Here is a 12,401-nt window from a genome sequence, read left to right on the forward strand (position 1 = left end):
TGATCGCCGTGGTCGCCGGCACCTTCACCGGCCCGGCACTGTCTGCCAGCCAGTCGTCGGCGACCTTCACCTGCCGCATCACCTCGTCGTAGCCATCCGAGGGGAACAACGCCAACGCGACCACGTACCGGACCATCAGCGCCGCGGGCAGGTCCCGCGTCCGCTTCTCGCGACGACCGGTCTCGGTGACCACCCGGTCGACCAGCGCGTCCGGGAACTGCGCCGCCAGCACCCCCAGCCCGACCCGGTCCACCAACCGGTCCTCGGGCTTCTCCTTCACCTGACCGCGTCTCGGCACCCCTCGAACCTACACGATCAGAACCTAAGTTCCTGGTATTGGGTGTCGACGACACGGCGACTGATCTGTTCGGCGACCGTGTCGATTTGCGGCACGAGCCGCTCATCGCCGGCCTGGACCACCTCCCGCAGCACGGCGGTCACGAAATCCGCGTCATATCCCGGCGTGGCGTCGAGCCCGTCGATCCGGGCCAGTCGAACCCAGTCCGGCAATAGCGCGGCCTCGTCCCGATAGGGCTGGAAGAACGCGTTCTTGTCGGCCTTCACGTCGTACCCGAGGTCGAGGTGGACGCGGTAGCCGCGCTGGTGGAGAATCCGGGCAGTCTTCACGAACTCGACCACCACGCCCGAGATGGGGGTCGCGTCGAAGGAGATTCCCCAGAGGACCGGTTCGCCACATTCCACTGCCACACCCGCCTTTCGGCCGTCTGCCGTGGTCCGCGGCGCGCGAGAAGCAGTCGCAGCCGACCGCGACGCGGCGCCACCCGGAAATCGGCTGCCCTTCTGATCCGCTGGTCGCCGGTGATCCGGTTATACCCGGAGCCGGCCGCTTTCCCACCGCCGACGCGCATCTCCGGCGGCGTTCTCACGACCGGTGCCGGTGAGCGGCCCGCCACGCGGCGGCCCCGCCGGTCGGTGGGGCCTCGGGACGCGGTGCGCTGGCCGATGGCGGGCCCGGCCACGGCGGGCCCGCGGGTGGCGAGGGGGCTCCCCGGAGCCGGCGGCCACTTCCCGCGAAATGGTATTACGAGAGCGAATGAAGGCAGATCCGGGCGTGAGGAGGTTCAGTGCCGGATTCGGCTCCGACCGAAGTTCTCCTGGTGGAGGATGATCCCGGCGATGCCCTGATGATCCAGGTGGCGTTACTGGACCAGGGAGTGCCGGCGCAGTTGCGGGTGGCCGCGGACGGGGTGGCCGCGATGACGTATCTACGCACCCTCGGAGCGGGCCGAATGGCGCGGCGACCCGACCTGATCCTGCTCGACCTGAACCTCCCGCGCCGGGACGGCCGGGAGGTACTCGCCGAGCTCAAGGCCGATGTCGATCTACGATCGATCCCCGTCGTCGTGCTCACCGCGTCGGCCGCGGCAGCGGATGTCGCCGCCTGCTACGACCTGCAGGCCAACGCCTTCGTCACCAAACCCGCCAATCTCGATCAGTTCGCCGAGGTGGTGCGCAGAATCGACGAGTTCTTCCTGACCGAGGTCCGCCTTCCGCCGACTGACCAGAAGGCAAGAAATTCGTAACCAGCCGGACTCCGCCCCCGACCGGGAATATCGGCTCGCTACCTGACCCACGGGTGACAAAACCCTGACCGGCCATTCGGACGTCCCCCGGCCGCACGATGCGGCCGGGGTCGGCCTTGAAATCGCTGGCCGGGTCAGTGCGCCGGCCGGGTCAGTGCGCTGGCCGGGTCAGTGGCTGGTGGAGTCGTTCATGGCACCGCGAGCCGGGAAGGGGACCATGCTCGCCCCGCCGTCGACGAGCAGGGAGGCACCGGTGATGTAGGAGGCCTCCCGGGAGGCGAGGAACAGCACCGCCGCGGCGATCTCCTCGGGCAGGCCCGCGCGGCCGAGCGGGTANGTGCTGGCCAGCGAGTCGGCCTGGGCGTGGGTGAGGTGGCCGAGCATCCGTTCGGTCACGGTCAGGCCGGGACCGACGACGTTGACCCGCACGCCGAGCGGACCGAGCTCGCCGGCCAGGCCGCGGGCGAACGACTCCAGGTACGCCTTCGTGGAGCCGTAGGCGTTCAGGCCGGGCGAGAAGACGCGGTTCGCCGCACCCGAGGAGATGAAGATCATCCGCCCGGGAAGCTTCGACCGCCTCAGGTGCGGCACCGCCGCCCGGGTGATCCAGTGCAGCGCGTGAACGTTGCTGCGCAGCAGGTAGTCGAGCGCGTCGTCGTCGATCTCGGCGAGCAGCCCCTGAGCGTTGTCGGCGGCGCTGTGGACGACCACATCCAGCGCCCCGTGTCGGGTGACCGCCTCGTCGAACATCTTCGCGACGTCGGCCCGCTCGGNCAGGTCGCCGAGCACCAGGGAGGCCGACAGCCCCCGCTCACGGAACTCCCGCACGGTGCGCTCGCCGTACCGCGCGGTCCGGGCGGCGACGACGACCGTGGCGCCCTCGACGGCGAACGCCTCGGCGATCGTGCGCCCCAGCCCGCGGCCGGCGCCGGTGACCAGGACGACGGTCCCGGCAAAGCGCCCCTCGGCCGTCGGCTCCGTCCTCGGCACGGGGGCCGGCGACACGGGGGCCGGGGGTACGACGGGCTCGGTGGCCGACGGTCCGGCGGAGGTGGCGGATAAGCCTGTGGCGGCTTCCGGTGCTGCTGTCATCTGCTCCTCCTGGCTCTCGGGGATGGCCCCGACTGACTCTCGGGGATGACTCTGCCTGGCTCGCAGGGAAGGGGCCCAGCCCACGCCGGGGCCAACGCCGCGTGCCGGTCCGCGCGCCTCGGCGGGCGGCCGACCGCCGAGGCGCGGCCTCGACCCCGATGCCGGACCGCCGTCGCCGACGACCCGTCGACTGTGACCCGCAACACCGTTCAAATCATATGATCTAACCGATTTGGAGGCTTGGGATGCCCTCCGGGGCGGGCGGCTCCGCGGATCACCACTCAACGGCGCCCTCGGCCCGCCGCGCATCCGGTCAGTGAGGTCAGCCCGCCGGGGCGACCCCGGCCGTCGGCGAGGACGCCCGGCGCCGGGCGGCAGGAATGATCATCGGGGTGCCCGTCTCGGGGTCGGGGATCACCCGGCAGGCGAGTCCGAAGGTCGTCTCGATCAGCTCCGCGGTGACGATCTCGGCGGGCGGGCCCTCGGCGACGATGCGGCCGGCGGCCATCACAACGAGGTGCGTGGCGTAGCGGCAGGCCTGGTTGAGGTCGTGCAGGACGGCGACCAGCGTACGGCCGTGATTCTCGTGCAGGTCAGCGCACAGGTCCAGCACGTCGAACTGGTGGGTGATGTCGAGGTAGGTGGTCGGTTCGTCGAGCAGGAGGATCGGCGTCTCCTGCGCCAGCGTCATCGCGAGCCACACCCGCTGGCGTTGCCCGCCGGACAGCTCGTCGACGAACCGGCTCGCGAGATCGGTGACGCCGGTGACCGCCATGGCTTCGCGCACGACCTGTTCGTCGCGGGTGGACCACTGACGCCAGACCGTCTGGTGCGGATACCGGCCGCGGCTGACGAGGTCGACGACGGTGATGCCGTCCGGCGCGATCGCGGTCTGCGGCAGCAGGCCGAGGCGCCGGGCGATCTCCTTCGACGGCAGCGACGCGATCTGCGCGCCGTCGAGACGAACCGTGCCGGCGGCCGGCCGCATCACCCGGGCCAGGGCGCGCAGGAGGGTGGACTTGCCGCAGGCGTTGGGACCCACGACCACGGTGAACGCGCCGTCGGGGATGCGCACCGCGAGGCCCTGCGCGACGATGCGCCGATCGTAGGCGAGGGTCAGCCCCTCGCCGAGCAGCCGGGCGGGCGGGCGGTCGGCACCGTCGCAGGCCGACGGCAGATCGCCGGTACCGCCCGGAGCCGGCAGATCGCCGACGCTTTCCGGAGCCGGCGGTGCGGTCTCCGGGGCCAGCCCGGGCTGGGCGGAGCGGGCCGCCGGGCTCAGCCGCCGCCAGGGTGCGAGCGTCACCCGTCCTCCCCCGTTGCCAGGCTGCCGCCGGAGGTGTCCGCGCGGGGCACCGGTGGACCCGCGCCCCGCGGACATCCCGGCCGACCAGCCGAGGCCCTCGAATATTTGGTTAGGCTACCCTCACTTAACCTCCACTGCGACCTGATCCCCCGCACCGTCACGGGCCGCTAGCCCGATCGGTCCAGGACCACCGGGGAGGCCGCGTCCGGGGGCGGGCGGTCGATCCGCCACGGCACGCTGATCACGACCACACCGGGCTGGAACAGCAGCCGGGCCTTGATCCGCAGGGCGCTCTGGTTGTGTAGGAGGTGCTGCCACCAGTGGGTGACCACGTACTCCGGGATGACGACGGTGACGACGTCGCGCGGGCCCGCGCGGCGCAGCGAGCGCACGTGNCCGAGCACCGGCCGGGTGATCTCCCGGAAGGGCGAGTCAAGGATCCGTAGCGGCACGTNGACGCCGTGGCTCTCCCAGTCCTCGAGCAGGGCCTGCGCCTCCTCGCGGGAGACGGCGACGGTCACCGCCTCCAGCTCGCTCGGGGCCAGCGCCCGGGCGTAGGACAGTGCCCGCACGGTCGGCATGTGCAGGCGGGAGACCAGGACGATCACATGGTTGCGGCTCGGCCGGACCAGCCGCACCTGATCGGGCACATGCAGCGTCTCGGTGACCCGGTCGTAGTGCCGGCGGATGCCCGTCATCAGCGCGAACAGCAGCGGCATCGCCACCACGACGATCCAGGCGCCCTCGAGGAACTTGCTCGCCAGGACGATCACGAGGACGAGCGCGGTGACGGTCGCCCCGACGGCGTTGATGGCCTGGGATCGGCGGGTGCGCCGCCGGGCCGCGGCATCCGAGCCCTCTCCCCCGCCAGCGGCACCCCCGGCCGAGGCCCGCTCTGGGGCGGCCAGCGCGCGCTGCCAGTGCCGCACCATGCCGGCCTGGCTGAGGGTGAACGAGACGAACACGCCGATGATGTACAGGTGGATCAGTGACTGGGTGTCGGCGTCGAAGGCCGCCAGCAGCAGCCCGGCGGCGACGGCGAGCAGCACGATGCCGTTGCTGAACACGAGCCGGTCGCCGCGGTTGTAGAGCTGGCGGGGCAGGAACCGGTCGCGGGCGAGGATCGAGGCGAGCGCCGGGAAGCCGTTGAACGCCGTGTTCGCGGCCAGGATGAGGATGCCGGCGGTGAAGACGGTGTTCCAGTAGAAGAAGAACGTCTTGCCGAACACCGCCGCGCCGATCTGGGAGATCGCGGTCGGCACCTCGGTCCCGGGGCGCAGCCCGACATAGTCTGCCGGGCTGTCCGCCATGTGGACGTCGCTGACCAGCGCGAGGATCGTGATGCCGACGAACATCGTGACCGCCAGCGCCGCCATCGCGGACAGGGTCGCCGCGGCGTTGCGGCTCTTGGGCCGCCGGAACGCCGGCACGCCGTTGCTGATCGCCTCGACGCCGGTCAGCGCCGTGCACCCGTTCGCGAAGGCGCGCAGGATGAGCAGCACCGCGAGGACACCGGACGTCGAGCTGGTCGCCCGGAGCCGGTAACCGGCGGTCTCGGCGCGCATCGGCTGGCCGGCGAGGCCCTTGTAGGCGGCCCAGGCAAACATCACGTAGATGCCGAGGACGAACCCGTACGTCGGGATCGCGAAGATCCGCCCGGATTCCTGCACCCCGCGCAGGTTCATCAACATCAGCAGGGAGACGAACCCGAGCGCGATCGGCAGCGCGTCACCCGCGAGACCCGGCGCCGCGGAGACGATGTTGCCGACGCCGGCGGCGACGGACACGGCCACGGTGAGCACGTAGTCGACGAGCAGGGCGCTGGCCGCCGCGAGCCCCGCGGTCCGCCCGAGGTTCTCCGAGGCGACGACGTAGGCGCCGCCGCCGTTCGGGTAGGCGTGCACCGTCTGCCGGTAGGACGTGACGACCACCAGCAGGGTCAGCGCCACCCCGGCCGCGATGTACGGGCTGACGTGGTAGAGCGTCAGCCCGCCGGCGGCGAGCGCGACGAGGATCGACTCGGTCGCGTACGCCACCGATGACAGCGGGTCGCTGCAGAACACCGGCAGGGCCAGCCACTTGGGCAGCTCGGTCTCGGCCAGCCGCTCACTGCGCATCGGCCGCCCCACCAGCAGCCGCCGCGCCACATCACCGGCCATCGCCGCGCCCCACCTCCGCCCACACCGGCATCCGATGGGAGTCAACCGCGGTGCAGGCGCGGCGCGACAATCTCTCACGGGATGCTAACGCCGACCCCGCGTTTTCTCACGCCACGCTAACGCCGCGTTCAGCGGGAGTCTGAGCCGGTGCCGGTGCCGGGCGAGACCCGTTGGCTCGGAATGTCGGGGACGACTGTCTCGCGCACCGAAGGTCCCGTCGGCGGCCAGCCCACGCCCGCGCGCAACGACACGATCCGCAACGACAGCGCCCGGGCGGACCAGGCGGCGAGCCACGTGGCCGCCAGCGCGCCCAGCACCGCCAGGTCGGTGGCCGGATGCGGCGCGAGGGTACCAAGCTCATGGAGCCGGAAGCCGTTGAGGCACAGCGCCCCACAGACGACGCATAGCGCCCCGCAGCGGGGCGGGCGAACCAGCCGATCGTCGCGGTCAGCAGCGCGAGCAGCGCCACCTCGACGGCCACCGGCGGCGTCGCGCCGAGGCGGGCCAGCAGTCCGCAGATCGCCAGCGGGCCGACGAACGCGACGAACGCCGCCAGGTCCGCCGGACAACGGGGGTCGCCGCCACCGGGCGCCGCGCGGGGCAGCGCGCCGCGGATCCGCCGCCACCAGCCGACCCCGGCGACCGCGACGCCCCCCCTGCGACCCCGGCCGCGAGCTCGCGGCGCTCGTCCATCCCCGGACACGATGATCACCTCACGTGCGTTCCGGACCGGTCCACCTACAGTGAATCGCGACCGGCCGGAATCACGGCGAACACTCGCAGAACACTAACGGGAATGCCGGGCGTTATCACGCGCCACTAACATCACCGCCGCCCGGCTCAGGGTCTGGATCGCGACTGGAGGCCCCCGATGGCTATCATTTCCCGCGGCACACCGCGCGGACGTGACATTCATTCATCGCGGATCCGCGCGGGAACCGGAATTTCCACCGAATGGTCCGATCGGGCGGATGGAACGCGGCGCAGCGCGGCCGGCCGTCCCGTGCCGACGGCAGGCAACTGCGGCGCCACCGGGTGCGGCGAGCGTTCGAGGGGGGCTGATCGGCGTGGAGATCCGCCTGCTGACCGACGCGGGGGTCGAACGGCACCCCGCCGAGGCGCTGCGCGGGCTCATCGCCGCCGGCGAGGGGCTGGTCTGGGTGGACATGCCGAGCTGCGACGACGCCGGGACCCAGGTGCTGTCCGACATCTTCGGGTTCCATCCTCTCGCCGTGCGCGACTGCGTGGAACGCAACCGGGTGCCCAAGGTCCGGGCCTACGCCGATCACGTGTTCGTCGTGCTGCACGCGCCCGAACGCGGCGCGGGTGGCCATGTGCACTACGTCGAGCTTGATCAGTTCATCGGGCCCCGCTACCTCGTCACCGTGCACGGGCCGGCGAACCCGGCCGTCGACCTGGCGGCGATGCTGCGGGAGACCGGCGAGATCGCGGCCCGGCTCGACACGGGCCGGCTGCGCCCGACCTCCCCGTTCGACCTCGTCTACGCGATCGGCTCGGCGCTGGCGCGGCGCCAGGAGGCGTTCATCGAGGCGACGACCGGCGAGGTGTGGCGCCTCGAACAGCGCGTCACCGGCGGTCATCTCGGCGATCCCGAGCAGCTCCTCGACGAGCTGTTCCGCGCCCGCCACGGACTGCTGGCCGTGCGCACCATGGGCGCCCTGGGTCGGGAGGCCCTCGACCGGCTGTCCGTCCTCGCCCGCACCGCACCACCCGGCCCGCCCGGCCCGCCCGGCGGGCACCCGACCCCGGTGGCGCCTGACAGCGTCGCGATCCGGGCCCTGCTGGCCGCGCGCCCGCTCGTCGACGACCTTGCCGACCAGTTCGACCGCATCCGCGCCCTCGCCGACGCGCAGCGCGACTACCTGCAGGGAGTGATCGAGTTCTACCGCACCCTGACCGAGACGAAAATGACCATTGCCGCCGAACGCTTTGCCGTCATCGCCGCCGTCACCCTCCCGATCACCGCCCTGTCCTCGGTGCTCGGCATGAACCTCATCGTCAACGACCGCTCCCGATACCCCGAACTCCTCATCGTCCTGGCCGTCATGGCCGCCATGTCCGCGACCGTGCTGCGCTGGGCGCGCCGCCGCGGCTGGTGGTAGCCCTGCCGCGCGCTCAGCGCGAACCCCCACAGTCGACGATCAGGGTGTTCGGCGGAACCGCGGAACCGCGCCGAGGTCACGTCCTTCTACCGCCAGTACTTCGGCGTGAATCTGACCAGCAGCCAGGTCACCACGATGCTGACCCCGTCGGCGTGACGGCCACGCAGCAGGCCGCGCGGTGCTGGCCCGCCGGCTGCCCGACGGCAGNGGTCCCTTTCCTAGGTCCAGTTCTGATAATTATTGCCGCTGCAGGGCAGGGTGTATGCCTGGTATCCGGTTCCGTTCGGGCTTTCGTGATTGCTGTCCAGGCATTTACCCGTTCCCGCGTTGCGGAAGGCCTGTCCGAAGCGGGTGCTCGACGCGACCACCCACTGCTGGCCGGCCGACCCGTCGCAGGTGGTCGCGTAGAGGGCGTCCGGCATTGCGGTGCCGTCCGCTGTGTACCCGCCGGCGGTGCTGACCATACAGGTACCGGTATGAAGGTTGCGGAACCGGAGCCCGTCCCNAGTCCACTGCTGCCATTCGCCACCGTTGCAGTCGAGCGTGTAAATCCTGGAGCCGTCGCTGTCGAGGCAGGCGCCGGTCGCGGTGTCGGCCCAGGACTTGGTCGTCGGCTGGGCCGGAGGAGCCGCCAGTGCCGGTGCGGGCGCGGCCTTGCCTGAACTCACGGCCAGCGGCTGCGACCCGGTAACGGCCGGTGCGGCGGCGGGAACCGCGAGCCCGGTCGAGGCGCTGCCGGCGCCGGGCCTGGCCACAGGGTCCGACGCCGGGTGCGATCCGGTCCCGGTGGTGGGCGCGGCCGGCGCCGCGCTGCCGGGTTCGGTGCTGGCCGAGGCTGCGTCAGCGGTGGCCGGGGATGCGACGGCGGTGGCGGTGGCGGTGGATGCGGCGGCAGTCGCCGTGGATGCGGATGTGGTCGACGGTCGGGCGGGTCCCGGGTGGCTGGCCGCCAGGTTCTGCTGGGGGTCCGGGTCCGACCCGTTGTTCACCGCGCGCTCCAACGCCGTCGCCCCGGCAGTGAGGACCACCGCCACCACGGCAACGATGACCGACACCCGCCGCCAGCGGCGGCCCTGCGTTCTGCCGTTGCGGGAGGTGACTATCGGACTGTCAGGGCGGCCCGACACCGGCCCGGGCGCCCCCGCAGCCGGACCCGACGCTGCCGGTGCCAACACTGGCGGGTCGGACGTCGTCGGGTCCGACACTGCCGGTGCCAACACTGCCGGGTCGGACGTCGCCGGGTCCGACACTGCCGGGTCCGACACTGCCGGGTCCGACGTCACCGGGTCCGACGTCCCCGGGTCCGGTGCCGGTGGCGGGGCGGCGACCCACGGATGAGCGGCGTCGGCCAAGCCCGGCTGCGGTCCGGTCGTGGCGGGCGGCGGCGAGCCGAGCGGCGGCCTCGCGGGTCGGCCCGCGAGGCTGGGCAGCAGCGCGCGCAGGTCGGCCACCCCGGGGCGGTCCCCGGGGTTCTTCGCGAGCATGGCCGACAGGACGGTCCACAGCGCGTCGTCGAGGTCGGGGGGACGACCGGGCAGAAGGTCGACGTGGGCGCGCATGACGGCCAGCGGCATCAGTCCGGCGAACGGTGTAACCCCGCTGACCAGCTCGTAGAGCATGATGCCGGCGGCGTAGACGTCCGCGGGCGGACCGACCTCACCGCCGGCGACCATCTCCGGGGCCATGTAGGTCGGCGTGCCGAGGATGCCCTGACTGGTGGTCAGCTCGGTGGAGCCGTCCATCACGCTGGCGATGCCGAAATCGGTCACCTTGGGGTGCAGCATCGGGCCGTCGCCGTCGAGCAGGACGTTCGCGGGTTTGAGGTCGCGGTGGACGATGCCGAGGTCGTGGGCGACGCCGAGACCGGTCAGAATGTCGGCGGTCAGGGCGACCGCCTCCGCCGGGGACAGGGTTCCCCGGGAACGCAGGTACTGGCGCAGGTCGGAACCCTCGATGAAATCCATCACAATGGCCAGCCGGCCGTGCTCGGCGACCAGATCCCAGACCTGGACCACGAACGGCGACTGAATGCGGGTGAGTACCGATCGTTCCCGCATGAACCGGGCGACTATTTTTTCGTCGGTGGTGAGTTCCGGCAGCAGGAGCTTGACGGCAAGGACTCGGCCGGACTGGTCCTGCCCACGCCACACCTCCCCCATCCCACCCCGCCCGATCAGGGATTCCAGGGTGTATGAACTACCCAGCCTCATCGCCATGCCGTGTCCCCACCGCTTCGTGCGCCTGCATTGTCGCGCTGACGGGGCAACAACATAGCCAATCGGCCGGTCGCCGGTTCTTTCGGGGCAAACTATTTGCCGAGAAAAAGCGGTCGGACCCGCTGACCTGCAAGAACGGCTTGTTCGAGCGTCTTGTGACGGCCTTACGGCTGGTAGCGGTAGCCCATGCCGGGTTCGGTGGTGAGGTGGCGGGGGCGGGACGGGTCGGGTTCGAGTTTGCGGCGTAGGCGGTTGACGTAGAGCCGCAGGGACGAGGTGTCGTCGGCGTGACCGGGGCCCCAGACCTGGTCAAGGAGGGACCGCGAGCTGATCAGCTTGCCGGGCTCGCGGACCAGGGTCGCCAGCAGCCGCCACTCGGTCGGCGTCAGCCGCACCGCCTCGGGCACCTGCCCCGCCTCGGCGGCCCCGGCCTCGGCGGCCGCCGCGCCGGTGCCTGCGGTCTCGGCGGCGCCGGGAGTACCGCCGTCGGCTGGGGGTGCCGCGGGGTCGGGGAGGGTGGTGACGGCCTTGGCGGCGAAGTCGATGCGGTGGCGGCCGATGATGATGACCGGGCCGGTCTCGACGCCGCCGGCGCGGCGGGTGACAGCGCGGATGCGGGCGAGGAGCTCCTCCACGGAGAACGGCTTGGTGACGTAGTCGTCGGCGCCCGCGTCCAGGGCGGCGATCTTGTCGTGGCCGGAGGTGCGGCCGGACAGGACGATGATCGGCACGCTGGTCCAGCCGCGCAGGCCGCGGATGACGTCGATGCCGTCGAGGTCGGGCAGGCCGAGGTCGAGCACGACCAGGTCGGGCGGGTGGCTGGCGGCCTCGCGCAACGCGTGGCCGCCGTCGACGGCGGTGCGGACCTCGTGGCCGCGGCTATGCAGGTTGATCCGCATCGCACGCAGCAACTGCGGCTCGTCCTCGACGATCAGGATGCGTCCCACCGGCTCCCCGCTCCCCTCGCCACCCGGCCCGGCGGCCCCACCCGACCCGGCCGCCCCACCCGACCGGGCCGACGCACCCGATCCGGCCGACGCACCCGACCCGGCCGGGCTCACCGCCGCGCCGGGGTGAGCGCGTCCAGCGCCCGGTTGAGGCCGAGCACGTTGACCGCCGGTTCGCCGAGGAAGCCGAGGCTCCGGCCGGTCGTATGGTCCCGCACGAGCGCGGCGACCTGGCCCGCGGGCAGGCCGCGGACCCGGGCCACCCGGCTGACCTGAAGGTCAGCGTAGGCGGTGCTGATCTGCGGGTCGAGGCCGCTGGCGCTGGCGGTGACCGCGTCCGCGGGGACGGCGGGGTGCGCGGGGGCGTCACCGCGGATCAGGACGCGCTGGCCGGCGGCGATGTCATCGGTCAGCGACCGGCAGCGCACCGGCACGCCGGCATAGGTGGCAAGGAACGGGCGGGTCGGGCACGGCTCGTTGGCGCTGACGACCCGCGTCACCCGGCCGTCGTAGCCGGGCCCCGCGTGGTAGACGGCGAGCACGGCGCCGACTCCGGAGGGGGTGCAGTACGGCCGGCGGCCGTCGACGCCGTCGAGCGCCCCGACCGCCTGGCTGCGCGCGCAGACCTGGGTGAGCAGGCTCTGCCGGGACTCGTCGGTGCCACGCGTGGCCGGGTCGTCGACGCTGTCGACGACGTCCTCCGGACCGAGGTTCGACGCCGAGGTGGACGTCGGGTCGTAGCCGTCCCCGGCGGCCGACGGCCGGCTCTGGAAGTAGCGCGGCACGGCGTTGCCGTCGGCGTCGGTGAACGACTGGCCGATCAGCGACGAGCCGACCCGCCGGCCGTCGGCGCCGCTGACGAACGAGCCGTCGGCGCGGTGGTGCAGGCCGGGGAGCTGGGCGACGGCGAGGATCGCCAGCGGGTAGGCGAGACCGACGACGACGGTGAACACGAGCAGGATCCGCAGGGCGGCCAGGTGCTGGCGGGCCCAGCCGGGCAGTCGCGCGAACATG

Annotated in this window: 10 protein-coding genes and 4 pseudogenes; 2 read left to right on the forward strand and 12 right to left on the reverse strand. The window is 72.3% G+C overall.

Features of this window, described 5'->3' with window-relative positions; translation table 11 throughout:
* Together FF86_RS28090 and FF86_RS28095 are read right to left on the reverse strand one after the other, a co-directional pair.
* Positions 1-298 (reverse strand): transposase domain-containing protein (locus FF86_RS28090; protein ID WP_199865838.1); only part of this gene is annotated, 298 nt, incomplete at its 3' end.
* A 17-nt stretch (positions 299-315) separates the two neighbouring features.
* Positions 316-642, reverse strand: a complete 327-nt coding sequence (locus FF86_RS28095) for a hypothetical protein (RefSeq protein WP_242419767.1) — start codon at positions 640-642, stop codon at positions 316-318.
* A 443-nt stretch (positions 643-1,085) separates the two neighbouring features.
* Here FF86_RS28095 and FF86_RS28100 point away from each other — a divergent pair, with 443 nt between their 5' ends.
* Positions 1,086-1,544 carry a response regulator gene (locus FF86_RS28100; RefSeq protein ID WP_044888205.1) on the forward strand — a complete coding sequence of 153 codons (459 nt, stop codon included), beginning with the start codon at positions 1,086-1,088 and terminating at the stop codon, positions 1,542-1,544.
* Between the two features lie 168 nt (positions 1,545-1,712).
* On the opposite strand, the gene FF86_RS59490 is transcribed toward FF86_RS28100, so the two are convergent.
* From FF86_RS59490 to FF86_RS28120, 7 genes and pseudogenes are all read right to left on the reverse strand, one after another.
* The coding region (locus FF86_RS59490; protein WP_242419771.1) for an SDR family oxidoreductase at positions 1,713-1,880 on the reverse strand (168 nt) is incomplete at its 5' end.
* Between the two features lies 1 nt (position 1,881).
* Positions 1,882-2,317, reverse strand: a pseudogene (locus tag FF86_RS59495) (SDR family NAD(P)-dependent oxidoreductase); the annotation flags it as partial.
* Between the two features lies 1 nt (position 2,318).
* A pseudogene (locus FF86_RS64455) lies at positions 2,319-2,945 on the reverse strand (SDR family NAD(P)-dependent oxidoreductase); the annotation flags it as partial.
* Between the two features lie 13 nt (positions 2,946-2,958).
* Positions 2,959-3,813: an ABC transporter ATP-binding protein gene (locus FF86_RS28110; RefSeq protein WP_044888209.1), complete on the reverse strand. Its 855-nt coding sequence runs from the start codon at positions 3,811-3,813 to the stop codon at positions 2,959-2,961.
* A gap of 296 nt (positions 3,814-4,109) precedes the next feature.
* The coding region (locus FF86_RS59505) for a hypothetical protein (RefSeq protein ID WP_242419768.1) at positions 4,110-4,337 on the reverse strand (228 nt) is incomplete at its 5' end.
* Between the two features lie 60 nt (positions 4,338-4,397).
* Positions 4,398-6,101 (reverse strand): annotated as a pseudogene (locus FF86_RS28115) (APC family permease); the annotation flags it as partial.
* A 128-nt stretch (positions 6,102-6,229) separates the two neighbouring features.
* Complete coding sequence (locus FF86_RS28120; protein WP_044888203.1) at positions 6,230-6,418, reverse strand: hypothetical protein; 189 nt, start codon at positions 6,416-6,418, stop codon at positions 6,230-6,232.
* A 750-nt stretch (positions 6,419-7,168) separates the two neighbouring features.
* Here FF86_RS28120 and FF86_RS28125 point away from each other — a divergent pair.
* Complete coding sequence (locus tag FF86_RS28125; RefSeq protein ID WP_044888202.1) at positions 7,169-8,224, forward strand: magnesium transporter CorA family protein; 1,056 nt, start codon at positions 7,169-7,171, stop codon at positions 8,222-8,224.
* Between the two features lie 506 nt (positions 8,225-8,730).
* On the opposite strand, the pseudogene FF86_RS28130 reads toward FF86_RS28125, so the two are convergent.
* The 3 genes and pseudogenes from FF86_RS28130 to FF86_RS28140 all read right to left on the reverse strand — a co-directional run.
* Positions 8,731-10,440: pseudogene (locus FF86_RS28130) on the reverse strand (protein kinase); the annotation flags it as partial.
* A 164-nt stretch (positions 10,441-10,604) separates the two neighbouring features.
* Positions 10,605-11,387, reverse strand: a complete 783-nt coding sequence (locus FF86_RS28135; RefSeq protein WP_044888201.1) for a response regulator — start codon at positions 11,385-11,387, stop codon at positions 10,605-10,607.
* A gap of 110 nt (positions 11,388-11,497) precedes the next feature.
* Complete coding sequence (locus FF86_RS28140) at positions 11,498-12,400, reverse strand: potassium-transporting ATPase subunit C (protein WP_055871243.1); 903 nt, start codon at positions 12,398-12,400, stop codon at positions 11,498-11,500.
* Between the last annotated feature and the right edge of the window lies 1 nt (position 12,401).

It is taken from the genome of Frankia sp. CpI1-P (assembly GCF_001421075.1).
Lineage (GTDB): Bacteria > Actinomycetota > Actinomycetes > Frankiales > Frankiaceae > Frankia > Frankia torreyi.